25 protein-coding genes are annotated in these 25,871 nt (G+C 25.7%); 2 read left to right on the top strand and 23 right to left on the bottom strand.

Annotated features, from left to right (window positions below; genetic code table 4):
• Nucleotides 1-17: 17 nt before the first annotated feature.
• On the bottom strand, nt 18-953 hold the full coding sequence (locus tag AACL10_RS02455) for a hypothetical protein (RefSeq protein ID WP_338984264.1): 936 nt from the start codon (nt 951-953) through the stop codon (nt 18-20).
• A 91-nt stretch (nt 954-1,044) separates the two neighbouring features.
• On the opposite strand from AACL10_RS02455, the gene AACL10_RS02450 reads away from it, so the two are divergent.
• A complete protein-coding gene (locus AACL10_RS02450) occupies nt 1,045-1,878 on the top strand; it encodes a hypothetical protein (RefSeq protein ID WP_338984263.1) in 834 nt (277 codons plus the stop codon).
• 11 nt (nt 1,879-1,889) lie between these two features.
• On the opposite strand, the gene AACL10_RS02445 is transcribed toward AACL10_RS02450, so the two are convergent.
• The 9 genes from AACL10_RS02445 to rpsU form a co-directional block, all read right to left on the bottom strand.
• Nucleotides 1,890-2,657 (bottom strand): hypothetical protein, encoded by a 768-nt coding sequence (locus AACL10_RS02445; RefSeq protein ID WP_338984262.1) that lies wholly within the window; start codon nt 2,655-2,657, stop codon nt 1,890-1,892.
• A complete protein-coding gene (locus AACL10_RS02440) occupies nt 2,657-3,538 on the bottom strand; it encodes a hypothetical protein (protein ID WP_338984261.1) in 882 nt (293 codons plus the stop codon). The genes AACL10_RS02445 and AACL10_RS02440 overlap by 1 nt, the downstream gene beginning before the upstream one ends.
• A 103-nt stretch (nt 3,539-3,641) precedes the next feature.
• Entirely contained in the window at nt 3,642-4,157 is a 516-nt protein-coding gene (locus tag AACL10_RS02435; RefSeq protein ID WP_338984260.1) for a hypothetical protein, read from the bottom strand.
• A 66-nt stretch (nt 4,158-4,223) separates the two neighbouring features.
• Nucleotides 4,224-4,805 carry a hypothetical protein gene (locus AACL10_RS02430; RefSeq protein ID WP_338984259.1) on the bottom strand — a complete coding sequence of 194 codons (582 nt, stop codon included), beginning with the start codon at nt 4,803-4,805 and terminating at the stop codon, nt 4,224-4,226.
• Nucleotides 4,806-5,027: 222 nt separating this feature from the next.
• A complete protein-coding gene (locus tag AACL10_RS02425) occupies nt 5,028-5,876 on the bottom strand; it encodes a hypothetical protein (RefSeq protein ID WP_338984258.1) in 849 nt (282 codons plus the stop codon).
• Nucleotides 5,877-5,913: 37 nt separating this feature from the next.
• On the bottom strand, nt 5,914-6,852 hold the full coding sequence (gene ruvB, locus AACL10_RS02420; RefSeq protein ID WP_338984257.1) for a Holliday junction branch migration DNA helicase RuvB: 939 nt from the start codon (nt 6,850-6,852) through the stop codon (nt 5,914-5,916).
• Nucleotides 6,842-7,393 (bottom strand): hypothetical protein, encoded by a 552-nt coding sequence (locus tag AACL10_RS02415; protein ID WP_338984256.1) that lies wholly within the window; start codon nt 7,391-7,393, stop codon nt 6,842-6,844. Before AACL10_RS02415 ends, ruvB begins: the two co-directional genes overlap by 11 nt.
• Nucleotides 7,394-7,461: 68 nt before the next feature.
• Complete coding sequence (locus tag AACL10_RS02410) at nt 7,462-8,121, bottom strand: hypothetical protein (protein ID WP_338984255.1); 660 nt, start codon at nt 8,119-8,121, stop codon at nt 7,462-7,464.
• 94 nt (nt 8,122-8,215) lie between these two features.
• Entirely contained in the window at nt 8,216-8,380 is a 165-nt protein-coding gene (rpsU, locus tag AACL10_RS02405; RefSeq protein ID WP_101780700.1) for a 30S ribosomal protein S21, read from the bottom strand.
• Nucleotides 8,381-8,513: 133 nt separating this feature from the next.
• Here rpsU and coaBC point away from each other — a divergent pair, with 133 nt between their 5' ends.
• Entirely contained in the window at nt 8,514-9,689 is a 1,176-nt protein-coding gene (gene coaBC, locus AACL10_RS02400) for a bifunctional phosphopantothenoylcysteine decarboxylase/phosphopantothenate--cysteine ligase CoaBC (RefSeq protein ID WP_338984254.1), read from the top strand.
• A 9-nt stretch (nt 9,690-9,698) separates the two neighbouring features.
• Here the strand turns inward: coaBC and AACL10_RS02395 are convergent, their stop codons facing one another.
• From AACL10_RS02395 to AACL10_RS02335, 13 genes are all read right to left on the bottom strand, one after another.
• The gene (locus tag AACL10_RS02395) at nt 9,699-11,483 is read right to left on the bottom strand and encodes a PTS transporter subunit EIIC (RefSeq protein ID WP_338984253.1); all 1,785 of its coding nucleotides are present in this window, start codon (nt 11,481-11,483) and stop codon (nt 9,699-9,701) included.
• A 63-nt stretch (nt 11,484-11,546) separates the two neighbouring features.
• Nucleotides 11,547-12,056 carry a GNAT family N-acetyltransferase gene (locus AACL10_RS02390; RefSeq protein WP_338984252.1) on the bottom strand — a complete coding sequence of 170 codons (510 nt, stop codon included), beginning with the start codon at nt 12,054-12,056 and terminating at the stop codon, nt 11,547-11,549.
• 64 nt (nt 12,057-12,120) lie between these two features.
• Complete coding sequence (locus tag AACL10_RS02385) at nt 12,121-13,971, bottom strand: hypothetical protein (protein ID WP_338984251.1); 1,851 nt, start codon at nt 13,969-13,971, stop codon at nt 12,121-12,123.
• 82 nt (nt 13,972-14,053) lie between these two features.
• Nucleotides 14,054-14,716, bottom strand: coding sequence for a deoxyribose-phosphate aldolase (gene deoC, locus AACL10_RS02380; RefSeq protein WP_338984250.1), 663 nt, complete (start codon nt 14,714-14,716; stop codon nt 14,054-14,056).
• 1 nt (nt 14,717) lies between these two features.
• Nucleotides 14,718-15,698, bottom strand: coding sequence for a Gfo/Idh/MocA family oxidoreductase (locus tag AACL10_RS02375; RefSeq protein ID WP_338984249.1), 981 nt, complete (start codon nt 15,696-15,698; stop codon nt 14,718-14,720).
• Nucleotides 15,691-16,269, bottom strand: coding sequence for a hypothetical protein (locus AACL10_RS02370; RefSeq protein ID WP_338984248.1), 579 nt, complete (start codon nt 16,267-16,269; stop codon nt 15,691-15,693). Before AACL10_RS02370 ends, AACL10_RS02375 begins: the two co-directional genes overlap by 8 nt.
• Nucleotides 16,259-17,401 (bottom strand): N-acetylglucosamine-6-phosphate deacetylase, encoded by a 1,143-nt coding sequence (gene nagA / locus AACL10_RS02365; RefSeq protein WP_338984247.1) that lies wholly within the window; start codon nt 17,399-17,401, stop codon nt 16,259-16,261. Before nagA ends, AACL10_RS02370 begins: the two co-directional genes overlap by 11 nt.
• Before the next feature lie 71 nt (nt 17,402-17,472).
• On the bottom strand, nt 17,473-18,654 hold the full coding sequence (gene scm1 / locus AACL10_RS02360; RefSeq protein ID WP_338984246.1) for a motility-associated protein Scm1: 1,182 nt from the start codon (nt 18,652-18,654) through the stop codon (nt 17,473-17,475).
• A 236-nt stretch (nt 18,655-18,890) separates the two neighbouring features.
• Complete coding sequence (locus AACL10_RS02355) at nt 18,891-19,610, bottom strand: hypothetical protein (RefSeq protein WP_338984245.1); 720 nt, start codon at nt 19,608-19,610, stop codon at nt 18,891-18,893.
• Between the two features lie 6 nt (nt 19,611-19,616).
• On the bottom strand, nt 19,617-21,824 hold the full coding sequence (locus AACL10_RS02350) for an AAA family ATPase (RefSeq protein WP_338984244.1): 2,208 nt from the start codon (nt 21,822-21,824) through the stop codon (nt 19,617-19,619).
• Nucleotides 21,796-22,227: a hypothetical protein gene (locus AACL10_RS02345; RefSeq protein WP_338984243.1), complete on the bottom strand. Its 432-nt coding sequence runs from the start codon at nt 22,225-22,227 to the stop codon at nt 21,796-21,798. The genes AACL10_RS02350 and AACL10_RS02345 overlap by 29 nt, the downstream gene beginning before the upstream one ends.
• 62 nt (nt 22,228-22,289) lie before the next feature.
• Nucleotides 22,290-24,863, bottom strand: a complete 2,574-nt coding sequence (gene parC / locus AACL10_RS02340) for a DNA topoisomerase IV subunit A (protein WP_338985714.1) — start codon at nt 24,861-24,863, stop codon at nt 22,290-22,292.
• Nucleotides 24,864-24,875: 12 nt separating this feature from the next.
• A complete protein-coding gene (locus AACL10_RS02335) occupies nt 24,876-25,856 on the bottom strand; it encodes a hypothetical protein (RefSeq protein WP_338985713.1) in 981 nt (326 codons plus the stop codon).
• Nucleotides 25,857-25,871: the final 15 nt, after the last annotated feature.

The following is a 25,871-nucleotide window of genomic DNA, read 5'->3' as shown; positions in this document are numbered from 1 at the left end:
TATATTTTCTTACAAAACTAATATTTTTTTATATAAGAGTTTTTTGAATATGGTACATGAGTAAACTCATATACAAAAGATAAGAATTCTAATACTTTAAGTACATCGTTATAACAGTGATCTATAACTCTTTTGATGTTTTTGTTCATTGATTTATATTCTTCAAAATCAATTTTTGCATTTACTGATTTTGAAAAGAAAGAATAAGCATTACAACACATTGTATAGATATCCTCTTTTTCATCTTTTAGTAAGTTGTGACTTATATCTTCAAATCAGTCAAAGAACTTTTTAGATCCAGTCAAAGCAATCATTTCATCACTTTGTTTACCTTTAGGTAAGTTTTCTCTTTTTCAAAACTCTTCTCCAGTTCTGGTTGTATTTGAAAAAGAGAATGTTTTTTCTAAAATATCATATATATCAAAGTAATTAGCATTTAATTCTTTTGATTCTTTATTATAAAACGCCATTTTCAATGTTTTTCTTGCAAATAATTTCTTATTTTCATTAATTCATTGATTAATTATCTTAATATCATTGCTTGCTCCAGCACAAACTATTGTTCTAATTTCTTTATTTCTACACATATTTAAAAACGAAATAATCATTTTTGAATATTGATCAAAAAAGTCATATGTTTTATCATTAAAATTTCTCTTTATTGTAATTGATTTAATAGCCTTTTTATTATCTCTATTGGAAATCTCCTTTAAAGATTTTGCAAACGAATACTGAATGACATAAACCAAATCCTTGTTTGAGTCACTGTACAATTTATTATCATTGTTACCACTATCGTGTGAATGATTAAAAAATTCTGTATCTAAAACTATTATAGGAAACTGAATGTTTTCTAATATTTTTTTAGAGGCATCTTTGTCAAATCTAAAATTCTGATTTTCATTTAATAAAAAGAACCCATCATCAATAATTTTTATTGAATTTCTTTTCATATTGATATACCTACTTTACTTAGATAATATCATATTTTTGGGTTTAAAAAAGACCTAATATAAGATATTATATTTCTAAAGGTGAAAATATATGCAAAACACAAACAACTTCAAAGAATATATTGATAATATTTCTATTAAATGATTTAAACAATTTCTTAATGAAAAAATAGATAATTTTAAATCGGGTTTTTTAGAAGATAATGATCAAGGGTTTGGAGACTTTACTCCTGATGTAAATGTAACAAACTACATTTTAAACAAAGTTAAATTAGACATTGACGAAATATCTCAATACAGCGAAATAAAAGCTTTTATTTCTAAGTATAGTTTAAACATTAAGGGAAATGATGATTTAAAAAACATTGGAGATGCAGCTCAATTAGAATTGCTTGAAACTATTCAAAAAAATCCAAACAATATTCAAGAAAAAATAACTGAATTAATAATGAAAATGCAAATAAACAACATTACAAAAAATCTTGATAAGGCTTTAAATGTAATGGATTCACTATTAAGTAAACTTGGTGAAGATACTTTGATTGAAGAAATTGAATATGAAGATTTACAATACATTTTAGAATCAAATTTAGAAAAGACTTTAGAAAAATTAAAGAAATGAAATGTAGAAAATCCAAAACAAAGTGATTTTTATAAAGAAGAAATGCAAATAGTTGAAAGCGACCCTGACTTTGATAAAAAAAGAGAAGCAAGCGAGATAATTGAACACTATTTTGCAAACATAATTGGTCAAGAAATTGATGAAAACGAAATTGAAGGCTTAAATGTTGAAGATATTAATGAAAAATCTAAAATAATAGTTTTCAATAAGGGAATAATGATCAGTGAAGAGTTAAGAGGTAAAATTGAGTTAATAAACCAAATTTACAAAAATAGTGAAATATTTAAAAAAAGTAATGCCTAGCATTACTTTTTTTAATCTTTAAATATGTATTTTTGTCCATCAATTGTCATAGAATTTTCTTCTTCATTAAAACTAACCAAACCAGTTAAATCTAATGATAATTTTGAATTAGCTGATGTAATTAACTTATTTGAGAATCTATCTTGCATATCTTTAGAAATGTTTCCTTGTATTTCAAAATCACCATATTTATTTCTTTCTTCACTCACAATTATGCTAGGTTCAATTCCCATCATGATTCTATTTATAAAATCAAAAGTTCTATTTTTGTCTAAAGGATTAATGTTTTTAACTGTTGCCAGAACCTTACCAGTTTCCTTTCAACCCTTCTTAATTGTTATTGCTAATTCAGATTCAATTTGAGTACTATAATTACCATCTTTATCTCTAACAACAACTATTGAGTTTAAGAATATATTTTCAATAACAATTGTCATTCCTGTGAAATCTAAATTGTTACCATCTCTTGTTGGCTTATATATATCTATTAAAATTTCTAGAAATTTATTGTTTTCATCTATATTTGTTTTGTGTTTATCCACTTTATTTGATGACAAACTAGATTCAAAACCATAATGTTCTCAAGAATCATTAATAAATCTAAGATATCTTAAATCATATGGTTTAATTGTGTCATTATCTTCAAAAAATATGTTTATATCTTTTGTTTCACCAGTATAGCTCTTTGAAGCTATTGAAACTATGGGGTCACACGCAACAGTTAGTGTTGAAGTTGAGGAAATCATAATTGTTGAAAGAACTGAAAGTAATTTTTTCATTATTCTTGCCCTCCTGATAATATAAAATCGACTTTGATTTTTTCAACACTATAAGAATCTAATTTAAATTTATTTAAATTGTTTGTAGTTCAACTATTTTCTGTTTCATCTTTTTCAAAATTAATATTTGATTGATAATTTCAAAAAATATCTTTTACAGTGTTTAGTTTTTCATCAAATTCATCATTATTTTTAACGTTAAAAATAATTTTTAAACCATCATTTGAAACAGTTACTTCTTTTGCTTTTAGTGTTTTTTGAATAAAATCACTTGATAATTTAATTGTCTTATCGAAGAAAAGGAAATTGCTATCCACTCTTTTATCGTTGTTTTTAATATATAAAGTACTTTGTTTTGATCATAAAACCAATTCATCTTCTAACTTATATTTATCAAAATAGTATGTGCTATCTCAATTATTTGAGTGAAGTTCTAAGTTGCTGTAATCATAAAAAGAATCTTCAAATTCATTGGGTTCAATTACAAATCAAGAAGCTAAATCATCCAAAGCATATTGAATTGCTATTTTTTGATCATTTTCAAAGCCATTATATTCTTCTTTTGAGATTTTTTTACCTTTGAATTCATTAACAGAATTACATTCGTAATTTGTACAATCTATTTTAAATTCTTTATTTTTGAAATTTAAAATATCTAAATTTGTAGAATTAGCTTTTTCAACTTCTAATTCTTTTGGTTTTAAGTTAGGTAACATTGAAAAATTCTTTTTTTCTTTACTAGAAAAAACTGCAGAAAATGCATTATTATAGTCAGTTTCATAAAAACTGTGTGTAGTATTTGTGCCACCACAAGCAGTTACTGCTAAAGTTGAAGAAGTAACCATAGTAATTGAAGTTAAGTATTTAAGTATTGCTTTCAATGTTTATCACCAATTAAATTATAACAAATAAAGTATTGATAATTTTTTAACAAGTTAACAAGACATAAAAAAGAAAAAAAAAGAAAAAAGAGATATTAATCTCTTACATTTGAGGTTTTTCTGTTTTTGGATTTCCATCTTCTCAGAAGTTAATTGTTAAAACGTTTTTAATGAATCTTAATGATATTTCAATATCATTAATAGGCATTTTTAAGTAACTGTTTGTGAATCTAGCTGCAATGTGAACTAATGTTAAAGCAACCATTTCAGGTTCTGATTTAATGAAAGTAATTGGGTCCATGTTTTTGAATTCTTCAAATCCGAAGTTTTCATACATTTCATTTTTAAATGAAACAATACCATTTTCCATTCAGTTTTCAATTAATCAATCAATTATTTTATTGTGTGTTCCTAATTTATCAGCGATGTTTGAGTAAACAACTTCTGATGATCATTGTGGGAACTTTCTAATAGCTTCTTCAGCAGATCTAACGATTAAAACATCTCTAAATGATTGACCATTATCCCCTTTTCCTTGAACCATACAGAATGATGTTCCATCCAAGAAAGTTACTTTACCTAAACTCGATTTTTTTAAGTTATATACTTTTTTATCCATTTTTAAACCCCTCCAAAATGTATTTATCAATATTATACACTATTTTTTTATGTTTTTGAAGGTTAATTAATTGATAGTGTTTTTATTTGTTTTAAACTTATGAACTAAGTTATTAAATAAAATCAATAACATTTGATTGGCTATTATTCATAAAACAAAAACCAAAGATAAAAGCATCATGTAACCAATAACTGACTTACCGACAAATAAATTTTGAAAATCTAAGAAAGGATAAGGTCAAGCCCATAAAACCATTCCATCATTTACATACATTTTTCCTCTGACATAGACATAAATCATATATAAAAATGAATATATACAAACTATATAAACTTCACTTCTTTTGTAAAAATCTAAGTAATTATATCTTTCTTCACCCATCACAAAGAAAGATATAACAAATAAAGATAAAGGAGATATAAAGTGAGTTATAACTGTACATGTTTTTTGTCATGTACTATATTTAGAAAGTTCATTTGGATCAACAGAAACATAATATATTATTCCAATTCAAAATATTGTAAAAACAATTATATTAAGATTCATAATTACAGTTCTAAATCTAGTAGAACAAATACCCATTTTGTTTTTATTAAAGTTTATTAAGTAAAACAATAATCACACTATTGTCATTATGTTTACTTGCACAGAAAAGAAGCTCATTAATGCATCGAAATTACCAACTCGAAATGGAGGGTAATGATTAACTCCCGGAAGATAATGGATATATCAAAATTCCTTAAATACACAAATATACAAACCAACCAAAAGGAATGTTAAGAAAATAATAAATAAACTTAAATGTGTTCATCACAATCAATTTTTATATCATATCTTTTTATTCATAACTTTACTTCTTTCTTAAAAATATTATTGAATTACTTTGTTATCTTTAAAATCAATTTTGATTTCTTTATTTAATCTAAGTATATTCATCTCTTCAGATAACATACCTTTTAAACCAACAACAATATTTGCTTTCTTAATTTTTTTAAAACCAGATAATACAACTTCAAGAATTTCTTGATTATCTAAAATTGATTCACAAATTAATATAGCTTTTGCTTTATTTAATATTTTAAGTTTTTTCAAGTCGTCAACAATATATTCCAATTCTTCTTTTGATTCAAAAATACCATCTATCAACAGTATACTGTTTTTATTAACTTTAGGTAAGTAACCTGTTGAGTACATTTCATTAAAAGAAGTGATCTCTCCCCCTATTAAGTTACCAACTATATTTTTCTTTCCAAAGAATTTAGCATCAGTTAGTTCTAAAGCTTCTTTATTATTTTTCATAGAAGCTTTTTGAATAAGATTTATATACATAGAATCTCTCGAGTTTAGATTGAAGTTCTTTATGAAGTTGGGTCCGTATAAAACTTCATTTGGTGTAAATTTAGTTATTGCATTTAAGAATGGAGTTACAAATGAATTTCCACAAAAAATTGATTGAGATTTAGTTATTTTTTTTCAGTTTGGTTTTTTAATGAAGTTTATTTCATCTCTTTTTGAAAAAGTTGGTAAAACCAGAAAAGGTTTTCTTGTCATTATTCGTTCAAAATCATTTTTAAGAGCTAATTCTTTGTTTCCTTCCAGGTTATTTTCTGGTGTTATAACATTAAAACCTTTTGTTTTAAAAAACTCAACTGAATTTTCAAACTCTTGTAAATCTGTTTTATCTATAGAATCTATTACATTAAAAGCTGCTATCTTCATTATTTTTTCCTCATTTTTATAATTTTACCATTTTCATTTATAAATTACTCTCTAATCACTCTTTTCCCTTCCTTGTTATTCTTCTACCTTTTATAGTTTTTTCAATTAAAAAATTCCTTATTAAAATAGGTTCTATATTTTTAATAATTATTTGTTGTTGCAAACCTAATACTTGTTGAATGGTTTCTATCCCTAAAAAATTATGTTCATTTAAAAGTTTTAAGTAATTTACTTCTTGAGAATTTAGTCCAAAGTCATATATTTCTAACTTTTTAAAAATATCTTTTATTAAATCTATGTCCACTTTGTTTGCATCAACAATGATTATGTAATCATAAATTCTTTTCAAAAGATTAATTGCTACTCTAGGTGTATTTTGACAAAATCTAGCTATAAAAGAAATTACTTGATCTTCTAATTCTATTGAGAGTTTTTTGCAATTAATTTTTAGAATCTCAGATATTTCGTTTTCACTGTAGTGTTTAAAATGAAAAGATATAGGGAATCTATTTATAAATGGAGTATTTAACTTATTTATTTCAGTTGTTGCTCCTATTAAAGTAAAGTTGGGTATTTTTATATTTACTACTTTTGAATTATATTCTTTTCCAATTATTATATTTAACTTGTTATCTTCCAATACAGGGTATAAAACTTCAAACACCTCTTTTGAAACGGAATGAATTTCATCAATAAAAAGTATTTCGTTTTCCTTTAAAGAAGTTAAAGGAGAAATTATGTCACTTGGTTTTTGCAAACTAGGTCCATTAAGAACATAAATTTTCTTTTTCATTATTTTAGAAACTAAATAACCTAAACTAGTTTTTCCTAATCCTGATGATCCATAAATTAGAATGTGATCTAAACTTTTATTTCTCTTATTAGCAGATTGAACAAAAACATTTAGATTATCAATTACATTCTTTTGGCCTATAAATTCATCAAGACATGATGGTCTAAAAATATTAGTTTTCATAAGTATTTAAATTTAAAATAGCTCTTTCTAAAATTAACTCCTCGTTTAGGTTAAAGTCTATTGATTGAATTGATTTATAAATATCTGATATTTTATAACCAAGTTTATTTAAAGAATTTATTACATTCATTTGTTTTAAATTATATTTCTCTTTAAATAATTTAGATCTAACTTCTTGAATAACTTTTTTACAAATTGTTTCAGATAACTTGGTTGATATTATTAACTCTTCAACTTTTTGTTCTTTACAAATAACTTTAAATTCTTCATGTGATAAGTTAACAAATATTTTTTTAATTGTTGTTATTCCAATATTTTTAATATTTAAAAGTATTTCACAAATATCTCTGGTTTCTTTGTTGTCAAAGAAAAGAATTTCATTTATGTAATCATTTTTATAATTAATTAAAAATAAGTTCATTTCTTCTTCTAATTTAGTAGTGCTTTTAAATAATTTATATCCCTTATAACCAATTTGATTTGATTCAACAATTATAAAATCATCTTCTATTTCTTTTAATTTACATCTTAAATAATACATATTCCACCTCATTAATAAAGTCGATAAAAATATAAAAAAAATGAAACTTTTTAAGTTTCATTCAATAATTATTTCTGAGCTGTAGTTTTTTTAGCAGCTGGTTTTTTAGTTGTAGTTGCTTTTTTAACTGTTGTAGTTTTTTTAGCAGTAGTAGTTTTTGTAGTAGTTGAGGCATCTTTTGATTTTCTAGTTGCTTTAACTTTAGTTGCAGCTACAGAATCCTTAACTTTTTTACTATTTCTAGCCATTTCTTCTTCTCTCATTTGTCTAATTGGATCTTTATCTGAACCATAGTTTAATGAGTTAAGTTTAGTTTTTCCTGATCTTGATTTTTCAATGTTTGATCTAAAGAAAGCCATTCTTTCATCTCTAATTTCGTTAGCTCTTGCTTTAGTTAACGGTTTTTTTTCGATTAAGAATCTTTTTCTGATATCTTCAACGTCATTACTTGTACCAAATTTTAACGCAGCAGCAATTCTTTCTTTTTCTTCGATTGATTTTCTAACACCATCTGGTAATGCACTTAAATCTCTTCCACCTTTTGCTTTTTTAGTTGAAGATAAATAGTTAGATTGTCTTAGTAATTCGATTTTTGAAACACCTTCATTGTATAAAATCTTTGGTCTTTCAAATGTTTTACCACTTGCTAATTTTTTACTTGAACCTGTTGAACTTAAACTTTGAATTGCGTTAGTTTTTGAATTTTTTGGTGTACCTTTTAATGCCATAATTGCCCCCTTAATTACTATCTAAACAAATATATTATATATTAATTGTCAATAATAAACAAAAAAATAGCAAAAAAGTTAAAAAAAATTGGAATTATCCAAATTTTCTGTTTTGTTTTTGTTTGTAAATACGTTTTTCTTTTTTACTTAAATGATATTCGCGTCTTCTTGCTTCTGATTTGTTTGAAGCAGCTACTTTTTGAAAACGTTTTAGTGCTTTTTCGATTGGTTCACCTTCGCGTACAACAACACTTGCCATTTTTTCAACTCCTAGTCAAAAATTATTATAGATTGATAATTGCTCTATGTCTATATTTTTTGATAAAAAAATGAAAAAAAGTTAATAATAAAGGTTTTAAATTATAATAATAGTGAAAAGCAAGGAACAAATTATGAAAAAACAAGTTAATTTAATAGTTACAGGTGGAATTGCAGCTAGCAAATCTAAAGAACTTTATAATCTATTAACAAAAGAATACGAAGTTAAGTTGATTCTTACTAAAAATGCTAAAAAATTTGTTGATTTTGAAGGTGTTGATTACTTAGAAGATATTTTCGATCAAGATTTTTATGATTCTCACCATTATGGAGAACATATAAAATTGGCTTTTGAAAGCACTTTAAACATAGTTTATCCTGCAAGTTATAACTATATAGGAAAAATAGCCAATGGTTTGGCAGATGATATAGTAAGTTTAATATTTGCTGTTTCAAATTTTAATACAATATTGTTTCCAAGCATGAATTCAAATATGTATTTGAACCCTATTTTACAAAAAAACAAAGCAACTCTTTTAGCAACTGGAAATGTTGAATGAATTGAACCTAAAGTTGGTAAGTTAGCAAGCAGACATGAAGGAATTGGAAGAGCATTAGAACCAATTGAAGTTATTCAAGTAGTTGAAAATCACTTTAAAACCTTTGAAAATCTTAAAGATAAGAGAGTTCTTTTAAACTTTGGAAAAACCAGAAGTTATATAGACAAAGTAAGATACATTACAAACGCTAGCGGCGGTAAAATGGGTATGGAATTAAAGAATATATTAAAAAATAGCTCAAAAGCCCTTAAAACAGTATTTGGAGACACTTTAGAACCCATTTTACAAGATGAGAACAATAAATATGTCAAAACAAACCCTGAAATGCTAGATGAAATGCTAAAAGAATTTGATAACTGTGATGTAGTTATTTGTTCAGCTGCTTTATATGACTTTGAAGTTGAGAATTACATTGATAAGAAAATAGAGAAAAGATCAATGAAAGAAGATCAAATGCACATTGATTTAGTTCCTGCAATTGATGTTTTAAAAGAGTTGGGAAAAATAAAAACAAATCAATTTTTAATAGGTTTTTCATTGGCAAATGACTTTAATTTAGATAAAGCTTGATTAAAAGTTAAAGAAAAAAACTTAGATATGTTGATTATTAACTTAGCTAAAGCCATGGAATCGGATTTTAATGAAATAAAAATATTGGTTTCAAAAACAAATGAGCTAATAGAATTTGATGAAGTTAAGAAAAATCAAGTTGCTTTCAATATAATAAAAGCAATTAATGACAATATTTAAAAAAAGGATTTACATCCTTTTTTGTTTTATTTCTCTGTCTTTTATCAATAAATCCATAATTTCAAGAATTTGTTTATTGTCTTGATCATATTTAATCTCTATTTCATTACCTTTTCTTTCAACCCCATTAAATCAACTAAAAATTTTATCTATTTGTGGTGCATGTTTAAACTCTAAAACTAACTTATCGTTATCTAATTTATAATTTAAAATATTTCTAAAACCACCAAAGTCAGACAATAGTGATTGTAATGAATCTCTTGCTTTAATGGCTTCAACTTTAATATTTCTATCTTTATCTTTAAAATATTTAATTCAAAAATAAGCAATTACAAACATTAAAGTTCCAGCAATAATACCAATAATTGGTATTATTCATATTTTAGTATCAACTCCATTTACTGTTGGAACGATTCCACTTAATGCAAAATCAAATATTCCAGTAGAAAATGAAGTTCCAACTTTTACATGTAACAGTGAAGTTATTGCAGATACTAAACCATTGAAAGGACAATAAATTACAAAATAGAATAAAGGCATTGTGTAGCAAAATAAATATTCTACAGGTTCGGTAACTCCAACAAGCATTGCAGTTAATCCAGCAGTTACATACATCCCTACTTTGTTTCTTCTCTCCCCTTTTGGAGTCATGAATAATAATGTTCCACTTAAAACTGGAAGTACAAATATTGAATTAACAAAACCTCCAGAAATAAATCTACTTACTCTTAAACCAGCATTTCAACAATCGTCAACTGTTATATATTTATTTGTAGATATGGCGTTTCAAATAAATTGATCTCCACTATAATTATTGTCAAATATAGATTGTGTTTGTTCAAATCAAATATTTACTAGATCTTCTATTTTATTATAACCATTAGCTCCAAGTTCATTGTTAAATAAAGTAGTTATACCATCTTTGCCGAATGCTTTTTCTGTTATTAAAGATAATTGATCAATTAAATGAATATCAACTGAATCAACTGTTCTGTAAAGATATTGAATCAACAAGTCTTGTTGGAAATCATTTAAACTTCCACCCACTTGTGTATATCACATTGGTGATTGTCACAATAAACTTGATCCAAATGGAATTAGCATTCTTTGAATAGTTCTAAATATAAACGAGTCTAAGCCAATTGGAGATTTTGCAACCCCACTACCAATACTTGATAAAGCAAAACCTATTAATGGTCATATAATTATGAACAATGAAGCAAAAATAAAAGTAGAAAAGAATGAAACTATTATTGCAAATCTTTCTTTGGCAAATATTTCCAAACCTTTAGGCAAGTTAATATCTTTTAACTTGTTATAAATAAAAGTTACATAACTTCCAATTAAAATACCTCCAATTACTCCTGAATTAAATGTTAGAAGTCCTCCAAAGAACAATTTAGATGTGAAAGCACTTTTTGATAAATCATTTCAAAATCAAATATCAAAAGTCGGTTTATTGTCAGCATCATTTATAAAAGCAGATATAAAACCATTAAAAACCAAATATGAAATAACACCAGCATAAACAGCTGCTCCTTTATTTGAAGTAAATCCCATTATTATTGCAAGAGCAAATCAAATACCAATATTTGCAAATAAAATGCTTCCAATATCTTTTAAGACCTTAACATCAGTTGCATTACCAATAGATAAAATAATTCCAAAGATAGGCATTAAAATGATAACAAAACCAAAACTTGATCCAACTTTTCTTAGAAAACTTTTAGTCTTATTTTTTGTGTATCAAGATATATCAAATCCATTAAAAAGTTTTTGACTTGTTTGCATCATTCTTCCACCTTATATATCGTTATTTTAGCATAAAAAAATTGCCTTAATTTTAAAGCAATTTAATTATTTTATTCAGTATCTTTTAAAATTAAAACTACCATCATTTCTGATATCTTCTAAAACACCACCATTTTTAAGAATAACTTTTTCAGAATATATGTTATCTTCTTTACAAGTTATTAATACCTCATTAATAGAATTATCTTTACAAATTTTTAAAGCCTCTTTAAGTATTGTTTGAGCATATCCCTTTTGTCTTTCTTTTGGCAACACGCTATATCCAATATGACCTCCATAATTTAATAAGTGATCATTTAAAGAAAGTCTTATATTTAAAAATCCAATCGCTTTATTATTTCCATCAACAACTAAATACTGATAAAAAGGAACTAATACTGTATCAATATCTTTTTTGTTTATAAATTCTAATCATTGTTCAATTGATTCATAACCATTTATGTTTGAACTTCCAGGTATTGCATCTTTGGGTTTATCGTTCTGACAAAATTCTACAACCATTTCTATTAGTTCTTCTTTATATTCAATTGTTGGTTTAATTAGTTTTAATTCCATGACATTCTCCAATTGCAAATATTATCTTCTTAATAAAATAAAAAGCAAATAATTTATTTGCTTTTTATTGACTATATTTATTAACCAATTTGAATTTTCTTAAATCAACTTTATTAGAAGTGTGATTATTTTTTTTCTTTTTAAATTCAAGTTCACCAAGTTCTTCTTTAGTAATCATGTTTAAAGCTTTTTTTCTTTCAAGATATGCAATTCTTTTTTCATCTTCTTCAAATTTGTTTTGGTTCTGAACCTCTGCAGAAATGTTTTTCTTGTTTGAGAATGAAATTTTTTCTTGTTTTATTTCTTGAGTTGGTTTTGATTGTTCGATTACCTTAGCTTGTTCTACAACTTTTGGTTGTTCTACAACTTTTGGTTGTTCAACTGGTTTTGGTTTTTCGATCACCTTAGCTTGTTCTACAACTTTTGGTTGCTCAGCTGGTTTTGGTTTTTCGATTACTTTTGGTTGTTCAACTTTTTTGGGTTCTTGTTCAACTGTTTTTGATTTTTCTTTAATAGTTTTAACTGCATTGAAAGCTTTTTGTTTTGAGTTTAAAGATTGGTTAATAGTTTCTGCTTTTCATTTCTTTTCAAGAATTTGATAAGTAGTTTCTATCTTTCTTTTCTCTTTTTTAACTGTTTCTTCAAAATTTTCATTCAGTTTTTTCTTTTTATTTTCAAGTTCTCTTAGTTCGTTAATTTTTTTCTCTTCTTTTAATTTAATTAACTCTTTTTTTATTTCTTCTTTTTCTTTTGTGATTTTGTCTATTTGTCTATCTTTAGCTCTTGCCTTTTTTTTAATTTTTTTAATTATTTTTTCTGACTCATCACTTTTAGCAATCGGCTTTTTAACTTCGACTTTTTTTTCTATTGTTTGAGAATTTTTTTTTGTGTCTTTTTGTTTTGGTTGTTCAACTTTTTTAGGTTCTGTTTTCTTAACTTCTACCTTTTTTTGTTCAACTTTTTTAACTTCTTGCTTCTTTTGTATTTGTTTATTTTTTTGTTTTTTCTTATTATTTTCTTGTTTTGGTCTTTGGAATAATTCAGCTGCTACAGCTTCATATTCTTCATAATCATCAAAACCAGGCACATCAAAGAAAGTTTCAAGATCTATTTCTAAAGTTTGAGAAACGTTACCTTTAGTTTTTTTCTCATTTAGATTTTTAATATCTTCTTGTAATTTTTCAAAGTTAGTTTTGTCTTTACTATTTAAAAAATCTTTACCTTTAGATTTATTATCAATAATTTCATCAGGAATTTTATCTACAGTTTTATATGTTGCAATTGCGTCAGAGATTTCTTGTAATCTTTGGTTTGCAAATTTAACTATGTTTAATTTAAGCTCTTGAGTTATATTATCATCTTCAAGTTTTGCTCTATGGTATTGTTTTTGAGCTGTTTTGATTTTTTGTTGTTCTTCTAAAATAGCTAATTCTAATTTTCTTCTTTTATTTGCAAGTTCTTGTAACTTTTCAGTTTCGCTTACTTGTACTTGATTTTTAATTACCATAGCTTCTTTGAAATTAATTAAAGCGTCAGGAGAACTGCTAACTTCTTGAGCTCTTTGGTTAACTCTATTTTGTTTATCGTTTTCTTGATCTTTCTTTAAAAAGATTTGTTGAATTCTTAATAGATTTGTTTGTCTATTTTTGATATTCATTTCTTGTTTTAAGTTTATACCAGCATTAATTTCTCTGCTTTTTCTGTATTCTTCTTGTAAAATAAAATCTTCAATTTCTAAAAGTCTAGCTATATATCTACCTATGTTTTCTTTTGTTTCTTCACTTGATTTAGAAAATTCAGCAGTTATTAAGTTAATTGTTGAAGGGTTAATGTTTAAATCAACTAAATCGTCGATTCTTTTTCTAACTGAAGCTGGTAAATTATAATCTTCAATTTCAAAACCATGCTTTTTCATTATAACGCCTCCTAAAAAGTAAAATCATTATATATATTATATCAAAAAAAAGGTGCTTTTTTTAAGCAACCTTTTGTAGTTATTAATATCCGTTTTTGTGTTCTTCACCTTTAACAATAGCAACTCCACCGCTTGTTCCTAAACGATCTGCACCGTTTTCAATCATTTTCATTGCATCATCATAAGTTCTAACTCCACCTGCAGCTTTAACTTTTGCATTATCTTTAACAATTGACTTCATTAAAGCAACATCTTCAAAAGTAGCTCCTCCAGTTGAGAATCCAGTTGAAGTTTTTACAAATTCTAATTTAGCTTCTAAAGCTAATTCACAACATTTTGTAATTTCTTCTTTTGTTAATAAACAATTTTCTAAAATAACTTTTACACAGTTATTTGGAGCAGCTGCTTTAACTGCTTTCATGTCATTTAATACTAAATCTCAGTTAGCATCTTTTACAGCGCCAATATTGATAACCATATCAATTTCAGTTGCTCCATTTTTAATTGCTTGTTTAGTTTCAAAAGCTTTAACTTCACTTGTTGTTGCTCCTAATGGGAAACCAACAACTGTAGTAATTCCTACATCAGTTCCTTCTAATAAACCTTTTGCATAACTAATGTGAGTCGGGTTTATACAAACTGTTGCGAAATCAAATTCTTTTGCTTCACTACAGATTTTTTCAATTTCACTTTTTTTAGCGTCAGCTTTTAATAAAGTGTGATCAATGTATTTGTTTAAATTCATTTTAATTTTCTCCTAATTTTGTTTGATTGCTTTCAACAAGATTTAAAACTCTTACTGTTTCACAAGATATATCTAGTAAATAATCTCTTAAGTAGAAATCATTTTCATATATCATTTTTAAGAATACTGAGATTTCATATTCAAATAGATCTCTGTCATCTTTTGTTTCGTGAATTAATTGAGCTTCTTCTGATTTTGTTTGAAACAAACTTATCTCTTCTAATTGTATAACATTTTTAAAAGTTAGTGTTGCTTTATCTGAAAGCAATTCACTTTTAATTCTTCCAGCACTTGCTTTACTACACACTATGTTGGTGATTACATCGCTTTCATGTCTTAAAATAACACAATCACTTAAACCACTTCCATTTGGTAATTTTTGTCCCATTGATTTAACTTCAATAACAGGACCAAATAGACCTATACTTAGTTCAACTGGATAAATTAACATATCATAAGTTGAACCTTTCCCTAAAGTTTCATCAAATACAGAATCAAATTGTCCTAATTTAACTTTGTCCATTCTTGATGAATATTTATTTAAATTTAAGTTTGCAATGAATGGTTGAAAGTCTTGAACAAAGTTAAATAAATATTTAAATTGAGGACAATGAAAAGTTTTATATGCTTCCATTAGAAAAACATTATTTCTTTTTGCAATTTCATATAATTCAATTGCTTGATTAAAAGAAAGTGTTAAAGGTTTTTCAAGCAACACATGTTTTTGTTGTGTTAAAAAATATTTTGCTTGATCATAGTGTAAACCATTAGGTGAAGCAATGTAAACTGCATCAATTTCGTCTAACATTTGATCAAAACTATCAGCTGCTTTTGCATAAAGTTTGTGATTTCTAATTATATCTTGAGCTTTAGATCTATCTCTTGAGTAACAAGATGTAACTTTACAGTTTGGATTTTTTATAGCAGCAGAAATAAATTGTTCTGTGATTTGTGAAGTACCTATAGTTCCGAATTTAATCATTATCTTCCTCCTGCATAAATGGGTTAAAGTTTTCTTTTTCTTTTAAAACTTTTGTTTCTGTTTTTACTTTTTGTTCTTTTTTTGTTTCTTCTTCTTTTTTAAATCAATGTTGATTTACAATTGACTGTTCAGTTAATCTTGAATAACTTTCTAAAATTGAAGTTGAAACACCTGTAAAAAGTTGAATAACCATAAAAACTATTATCATAATAAATATTTTTTCAAATATAAAAGAAATAGAAAGGATATTTATTAAAGAAATTAATAAAATTAAAATTATAGTAGATAAAGTAATATAAATTAATTTTTTTTCTTTTTTGTTATATTTATATTCTGTTTTTTTATTTACATCTATTCTAACAAAATAAAATATTAAAAAACAAACTAATGAAGATACAAACAATAATATTTGAATTGCTAAATAAGTTTTGGTTGCTAATAATAATTTTCCTTCTTCATTTTTGTAAACATTAAAAAAAGCTAATAAAGAAATTGTATAGTTAAAAATTAAACCTAAAGTTAACAAGAATTTTATCATTGTGAAACTTGCAGGATTAATTTTATTTTTCATATACAACTTTCCCTTCTACTATTGTTTTTTCCACTTCTAAATTTTTATTTAAAACAACAAGATCTGCAATTTTATTATTTTCTATGCTTCCTGTTTTATCAAAAATATTTAATTGCTTTGCAATGTTAATTGAAGTCATTTTAATTAAGTCAGTCATTTTAATTTCTGGGTTTGCTTCTAACATTGTTCTTATGTTGTGATCATAAGTTGCTCCAGCTCCAGCTAAAACTCCACTTTCTTTTAAAGAAACTTTCATTCCTTTTTTAACAACTTCTAAGTTACCTAATTTATATTCACCATCAGCTAAACCTTTTGCGTTCATTGCATCAGTTATTATACAAATATTTTCTGGTCCCTTAATTTTGTAAATTAATTTTAAAGTATCTTTTTCAATATGAATTCCATCAGTAATTACTTCACACAAGATATCATCTTTGTATAAACTAAACGCTGCAAGTCCGGGTTCATATTGACTAACACCACTCATTCCATTAAATAAATGAGTTACATGTCTAAATCCTATTTCATAATCTTTTTGACATTGATCAAAACTCATATTAGTGTGTCCAACACTTGGTAAAATGTTGTTTTCTAACATGAATTTTGTAAAGCTTCCATCTTGTAAATCAGCTGCATAAGTAACAATTCTTATGTTATCATTTGAAGCTTTAATTAATTCCTTTAAAGAATCAATATTTGGATCTTCTAAAAGAGAAAGTTCATGTGCTCCTTTTTTATCTTTTGAAATGAAGGGACCTTCTAAGTGAAGTCCTAAACATTTAGAACCTTTCATTTCATTTGACATAAATTTAGCAAATTCAGTTAAGTATTTTTGGTTATTTTCTTTAGAATTAGTTACACTTCCCTGAACATAACTAGTAATTCCCTCTTTTGCTACATTTTCTGAAAACTTTTCAAAAGCTTCAATTTTTCCACTTTCAAAATCCACTCCATATCCACCATGCACATGACAGTCTATAAATCCAGGCATTAATCAATTTCCATTCAAATCAATACCTTCTAAGTTAGTATCACCTTCATTAATTGATTTGATAGTTTTTCCTTCAACTTCTAATCAACCTTTTTCAACGATTTTATCTTCAATCACTATTTTTGCATTTTTTAAAATCATAATTTAACTCCTAACAAGTATATTTTAAGTCAATTCGAGGTGATTTAAACAAAAAAAATAATACTTTCGTATTATTTATCTGAGAATTTAATAAATCCAAATGCTGCAAATAATGATGTAGTACATGCCATAAATGGTAAGAATGCACTTAATCATGATATTTGGTACATTGAATCTTTAAAGAAAATTCATAAATTTAATTGTATTCCTCAAGTAAATACCATTAAAACTAAGATTTGAACAAACATTAATAAGTTATAGTTAAATCTTTTAATAGCTTTTGCCATAAAGAATCCTACAATCATTGGAGCAAATGCCACAGGAATGATTAGGAAGTTTACAGCAGAAATTAATATTTGAGTTGAATTTTCATATGGATGTGCAAATCCAGGAATTATAATTGTAGTCATAAATGTTAATGAAATTATTCAAATTCAAGGGTTTTTTAAGTTTAAATCAATATATTCTCTTAAAGAGTCAATTCTAATGTTTTTTAATCAGTTAAAGAATCTTGATGATTTACTTTCTCTTTTTGAAACGAAAACTCCAATATACATTGATGCAAATGCAATTAAACAAATAGCTGATATTGGTAATAAAATTACCATAAATGCCATTCCAGCTTGTAAATTAGAAATAACTGTTGGATCTGTTATTATCCCACCACTAATTCCACCAAAAACTGTTCCATTTGTTAAGTGTGTTAAGAAAGTTGTTATAGCAAAAGTATCATATCCATCAAAAGGACTACCTAAATTTCTTTGTAAAGCAGCTTCAGTTGAACTGAATAAAGTAATTCCAATTAATGCAAATATTAAAGCTGCTATAAATGAAGCATACATACCTCATTTCCCAATCATTTTTACTTTGTTAATTTCTGAATCTCTTCTTAAGAATTCAACAGAAATTAATACAGTTATTACTGATGCATAAGTAACAAATAATATTAATAACACAGGAATAACTATAATTGATGTAATTGTAAATACAATTAAACCAAATCAGTTTTGTGCTCCCATTATTTCTCCTACCCCACCAATTCCAAATAGAAAGAACGCTAAAGATAGAGGTGTTGTTATATTTTGTTTTAAATTTTCAACATTTTCAATTGAACTTCAGTTTGAACTTTGAATTTTTGATTCAAGTATAGATGAATAATCAATTGTACTACCAACAGTTCCTACAACTATGAATGCTATTACAAGAAGAGAAGTGATTATTATCGCAAATGTATACGTATTTTTATGTCTCATTTATTTTTACCCCACTATTTCATATTATATATAGTATTTATTGATTATTCAATAAATTTATTGTTTCTTTTAATGTCGTTAATCTTTGTTAAAATTATTTAAAGGGGTGATTATATGGCTATTGATACATGTGATAAATGCGGAAAAAAAGAAAATATAAAAAAAGAAAATTACTTTGAAATAATAAAATTATGCCTTAATTGTTCAAAAAGATAGTTTTTTTTTTTTTTTTAATATTAATTTAATAACTCGTTTAAAATAAAATCTACAACATTTTCAACTATCAATATGAAATTAAAAACTTCAAAGATTTCAATTTTGCCGTAATTATTTCCATCCTCTAAAACAGGATGTCTTATTATTGCCATTTCTTCTTTGGAAAAAATATTATTAGAATTATTATGATCAACTATTTGTATGGAATAAGTTTTACTTTTATGATAATAGCTTAGTGGGTGTTCTATTGCGTTTCTAATTTTTCTAAGAGATTCAATATGATAATTAAAATCTTTATTTTTTTCGCTTTCAATATGTTTTTTTAGAAAGTAACTTTGATTTTTGTTGAATTTTTTGTTATTTATCTCACTAATTAATGAATTAACATCATTTGTTAATGTTTCTTTCAGAAAAATTGATAATTCAAGAACTATAGATAAACTCATTATCACAGTGTATAGTATAAAAGATTCAAAATTTTCAATATTATTAACTTCAATATTGTTAAATAAGTTTTGCAATACACTGAAATGAGATAAAAGTTGATTTTCTGCGGAATCAATTCTTTCAGCTAAAAAATTAAATTCACCTGGATTTAATGCGTTTTTTTGTAAATCAGAAAATTTGTTTGCATTATTTTTTAAAAATTCACTAAAAACTTGATTAAATTTACTTAATTTTTGCTTAATCTTTTTTGTTCTTTCTATATGATTTTGTGAATTAATTTCGTTGTGCTCCATTTATTATTACCCTTTCAATAAATTTATTGTTTCTTTTAATGTCGTTAATCTTTGTTTTGCATTTTTATAACATGATTTAATAAACAAATTGCTATCAGAAATGATGATTAACTTTTGTTTTGCTCTAGTTATTGCAGTATATAGCATTTTTTTGTTTAAAACAAAGTTAGAAACTCTATTATTTCCGTCTAAAACAAGGATTGTATTCTTATATTCACTTCCTTGAGTTTTATGGATTGAACAAGCATAGTTTAGTTTTATCTTTTGAAATGAGTTATTTCCCATCTCAATTTCTCTTCCATTAAATACTACTTTAGCTGTTTTTAATTTTTCTCCAACAAAGTTAAGTTCTTTAATGTATCCTACATCTCCGTTTGAAAGTTCTAATATCGGATCATTTTCAATATACATGACTTTATCATTTACTCTAAATTCAGCATCATATCTTTTATAAACTCTTGAAGTTGTTGGATTTACTAGATTTTGAATTGTTGCATTTATATTATCTATTCCCAATTTTTCTTTGTACATTGGAGCAATAATTTGAATATCATTTAATTGCTCTTCAATTCCTGAAGGGTTTAAATTTGAATAAGTATCTTTCAAAGTTTTAATTACATCTTGATATTCATTTGAAAATATAAAATCAACATTTGTTGTTGAGTCAAAATCAAATTCTTTAACTTGTTCATTTTTAATTGCATTTGAAAGATCAATAATTGAATTGACTTCACCTTCATTTGTTTTTTGCCTATTGTTAGTTACAAGTCTTGTTACTTTAAATTGATCACAATTAATTAAATCTTCATATAAATTTCCATAACTAACACTTGGTAATTGTTCAACATCCCCTACCAATAATATTTTTTTGATTCCTTTTACACCTTTTAACAATGATGCAAATAAATGATTATCAATCATTGAACATTCATCTATTACAACTAAATTTTTATAAATTGGTTTTGATTCATTTGCTTCAAAAACATCATTTCCAGAATATTGTAATAGTCTGTGAATTGTTGAAGTTTTATATCCTGAATCATCTTTGATTTTTCCAGCCGCTCTTCCAGTTGGTGCAGTAATTGCAAAGTTAGTATCATTATATACAAGTTCATACATTTTTATTATTCCAGTTATAACAGTTGTCTTTCCGGTTCCTGGTCTACCAGTTATTATTGAAATATCATTATCAATAAAGTTTCTTATAGCTTCAACTTGCTCTGGATTATATTTAAAAGTTTCTACATCATGTCTTGATGCTATAAATTTTTCTACTTCTAAAATATTTTTGTCAAAATCAATTTCTCTTTTAATGAAATTGGATTTAATTGATAAATCATAAAGTTCTTTTGCAATATATTGTTCATCTTCATAACTTTCTTTTGTATAAATTTTTTCATTTTTAAAATAAAGTATCTTTTCATTTTTAGCATAAACAAGTTTTTTATAAAGATCACCATCACTCAAATTAAACTGATGTCTTAATTTTTTAATAAGTTCTTCTAAAGAAGTATATGTGTTTCCTTCTTTAAATAAAATTTCTTTAACAAACTCACTTGCAAATCAAGAAACTCTTCTTTCATCTTCTTCTTGCATTCCAAAAGTTAAACAAACTTTATCAACTTCGTTAAATGGTTGAAGTTTATTTTCGTTTGCATAATTATAAAAATCTTCATTTAAAACTTGTTCAATTAAATTTATATCTTCAAATTCTCTTTGTAAATAATTTAAGAATTCCATCTTTAAATTATTCTCAACAAAAATATCTAAAATTTTATTGTCTGCAAATTTAGAACTGACAACATCAAAAATAATTTCTGCTTTTGCTTCTGTCATATCTTGGATTTTAAAAAGCTCAGTTTTATTTTCAAGTATTTTTTTAAATACATCATCTTTAAAATGATCAACAATATTTTCAGCAAGTTTTTTTCCTACAGTTGGAAAAGTTGGAGAACTTAGATATTTTATAAGTCCATCTCTGTCAAAATGTTTTACTTGACTAAAACTTTTAACAACAAAGTTTTTTTGATTTCTTTTTATATCTTCAACTTCTTCTCCAGTTATTTCATAAACTATACCCATTTTCATTAAGCCTATTGAACCAGTAATAGTTACTGATTTTTTTTCGTTATTAAATAAAATAAAAACTGCAATAGCATAACCATTGTCACCCTTATAAATAAACCTACTTATTTTTCCCTTGTATGTATTCATAATCTTTTTTCTCCAATATATTCAAAAACATTTTTTCTTGATCAATTAATCTTAAATCTGAATTAATAATTATTTTATTGCCATTTGCAATTTCATATTCTTTAAATACTGAGTTAAATTTATTTCTTTTATCATTGTTATCAATTTTTGTTTCATCTTGTTTATATATTCATACCAAATAATCTCTTTTATAAAAAGATGAATAAATTATATTTGACATAGATCCAACTATTATGAAATCACTGTTATTAAATATAAAATCACTGTATTTATCTATAATTGCTTGTTTGTTATCACTTAAAAAATAACTTATATCAACTAAAGGTAGCGTATATTTTTTAGATAAATAGTTTGAAAAGTTTTTAATTCCTTTTTCATCTAAACCAATAACTTGAATAATCAAAAATATCACTCATTTCTTACTAATTTAACCATAAATAAAATAAAAAAACACCAAAGGTGTTTTTAAATTAAATCTTCAACATCGATTTTAAGTTCGCTTGTTTCTTCTTCGTTGATGTTTACTTCTGGTTTTTTAGCAGCAACAGTTTTTTTAGGTTCTGCTTTTTTAACTTCAACTACTTTTGTTGAATCATCATCTTCAGCACTTTTTGGAGCTGGAGGTACATCACCATTTTTGATAATGAATGATTTTTCTAAAGTTGTAGTTATGATTTCTACCATATCTAAATCTTCAGGTACATCTTCTAATTCAGCAAACTTAAAGTTTTTAACATTTAATTGTGTTAAGTTATCTTCTTCATCCAAGATGTTTAAGATATCTTTTGTTTGAACATTGTATAAGAATGTTGCAAACTCATCACGTTTTTTATTTCATGGATATAATCTAACTCCACGTTTTGGTCTTGCCATGATTGGAACAAGATCTTGTTTAATTTTCTTAACATTACCTTTGTTAGTAATTATTAATATGTCTCCACTTGCAAATGCTTTACCTGCAACAATATCTTCGTCTTTAACAACAGTTGATTTAACCCCTTTTGCATTTGGACCAGCTGAAGGAATTTCTGCAATATCATATCTAACTGCAAATCCACTTCTTGTAAGCATAGTTGCTGTTTTTGTTTGTGAAGTTACTAATGAAGCTGATACAAGTTCATCTTCATTTTGTAATTTAATAATTCTAAATGGTTTAGAGAACATTTTTGTTTCTAAATCTTCAATTGGAGTACGTTTGATCATACCTTTTTTAGTTGCTAACAAGATTTCTTGTTTTGCATCTTTAAATTCTTTTACAACAAATGCTGCAAGAATTCTTTCGTTACCTGCAATGGTTGCAACTTTATTAATATGCATTCCTGTTTCTTTTCATTTACTTGGAATAATTTTGTAAACTGGAATTGAATAGTAAGTTCCTGCACTTGATACAAGTAAGATAAAGTCTAAACTTGAAGCTGGTACTTGTGATATTCAAATATCATTTGGTTTACGTTTAAAGTCAGCCATTGAATTTTTACCAAGTTGTGAGTCTTCAATTGCTTTTAAGTAACCATCTTGAGAAATTCAAATTGTGTAATCTTTTTGAACAATTGTTTTTTTGATTTCAACTTCAATATTTTCGATTTCTCCAACAACTTCACTTCTTCTTTCAACACCAAATTCTTTTTTAGTTGCTGTAAGTTGTTCAATTATTTTAGAATCCAATATTTTTGCATCACTTAAAATTGATTTGTAACCATCAATTAATGAAGCAAGTTCTTTTTTTTCTTCTTCTAACTTAACAACGTCAGTTGAAGTTAATCTATAAAGTCTTAAATCAACAATGGCAATTGCTTGTGTTTCACTAAATGTGTGTTTTGACATTAAGTTAGCAATAGCATCACTTCTATTTGAAGAATCTCTAATAATTTTAATTACATCATCAAGAATTGAAATAGCTTTAATTAATCCATCGATTATTTCTAATCTTTTTGCTGCTTTATCTAAATCAAATTGAGTTTTTCTTGTGAAAACTTCTTTGTAATGTTTAATGTAAGCAGTGATAATTGGAATGATTCCCAATTGTTTTGGTTGTTTATCAACAATAACAACATTGTTGTAGTTGTATGAAACTTGTAATGGTGTATTTTTTAATAAGAATTTTCTTGTAACTTCATAATCAGCTTTTGCAGATAATTCAATTACTATTCTTAAACCACTTCTATCAGTTTCATCTCTAACTTCTTTAACCTCTATTTGAGGATTTGCATCAACAACATCTCCAATTTTTCTTACAAGATCTTGTTTCACAACTTCATAAGGAATTTCATCAATAACTATGTTATTTTCTTCTCTGTGCATTTTTGATTGAAGAATAACTCTTCCTTTACCAGTTTCAAATGCAGAATCAATTCCTTCTTGACCCATTACAATTCCACCAGTTGGGAAATCTGGACCTTTAACTATTTTAGAAATATCTGATAATTTAATTTTAGGATTTTTAATTGTTGCAATAACTGCATCAATTACTTCATTAATGTTGTGTGGTGGCATATTTGTTGCATAACCTGCAGCAATACCTGTAGCACCATTTACTAAGATATTTGGAAAATAACCAGGTAAAACAGTTGGTTCTTTTTCAGAATCATCATAGTTAGGCGCAAATAAAACAGTGTTTTTTTGTAAGTCAGCTAAAATAATACTTGAAATTTTAGCAAGTCTTGTTTCAGTATAACGCATGGCAGCTGCACTATCTCCATCGATAGAACCGTTGTTACCGTGCATATCAACTAAAGGAATATTTAGTTTTCAATGTTGACTCATACGAACTAAAGCGTCGTAAACTGAAGTATCACCGTGTGGGTGATATTTACCAATTACATCCCCAACAACACGAGCAGATTTTTTATATGCTCTGTCATGAGTTAAATTGATTTCATTCATAGTAAATAAAATACGTCTTTGAACTGGTTTTAATCCATCTCTAACATCAGGTAAAGCTCTTTCTTGGATAATATACTTGGCATATCTTCCAAATCGGTCACCCATTAAGTCTTCAAGCGCGAAATTAATAATTCCTTTTTCATCTTTTGTTGCCATTATATTTTCCTCCTAATCAATTTCAAACTCAATTCCACTAATATCTGTATTAATGAAATCAATAATGTTTAAGTTTTTCATTGTTTCTTTACCTTCTTTTGTTAAGGTTCAAAGTCCTGTTGTTGAGTTTTGCGCATATAATTTAGGATCATTTCTTGAAACTAAACTTCTTGCTAAATCAACCATGTTTTTACTTACTTCTTCGTCTTTTCTTATCTGTACATAAATTTTTTCTAAATCTTCAAAGTTATCAAGATCGGCTTCAATGTCGATTTCGTTAACTTTGTTTTTGTTTGCAGCTTCAAGACCAAAGTCTACAGTTGCATAGGTATTGTAAAATATTCTTTCTCCTTCTTGTTCAATTGAAGAAACATATCTAGGAATACCTTCTATTTTCATAATTTTTGTAGCTGATGATTTAATAGATTTTAAAGAAGCTTTAATTTTATCAATAACTTCTTCAATTGAAGAACCAAATATTTCAACTCTTCTATCTTCTTCAATAACAGCCGAACGCAAGTTAATGAAAATATTGAAAATATCTATTCTTGTTGAAGATATTTCTTTTGCAATTTCTTTTGATTTTAAAAGAATTGGTCCAGTTGTTGGGTTCAAGTAGTAAGAATCTGTAAATTCATCATAAACAAGAATACCAACATGAGGTTTTGAAAACTCTCTGGCTTTTTTCATTGTTTCTTTTGATTTAGAAATGAATTTAGTAATAGTTTTTAATAATCAGTTAACTTCATTATCGTTTTCAACGTTAATTTCAATTCACTGTTCAGCTGCAAGTGATGTTACAGAAAAGTTATTTTCATCATAATCTGTACTTTTTAATTCGAAAAATAGATCAGGTTTCTTTATTTCATAAGAAAAAGCAAAGGTGTTAAAAATATCTCCATATCTTTTAATATCTTTGTTTATTTTATTGTAATCTTCGAATTTTTCCACAATGATATCGACCTTTTCATTAAAGGTTAATTTGTTTTCCATATATCATCACCACCT

This window comes from Spiroplasma endosymbiont of Diplazon laetatorius (assembly GCF_964019625.1).
Taxonomy (GTDB): Bacteria; Bacillota_I; Bacilli_A; order Mycoplasmatales; family Mycoplasmataceae; genus Spiroplasma_A.
Note: the sequence above shows the minus strand (reverse complement) of the source record. Positions and strands in the feature narration are given on the sequence as shown.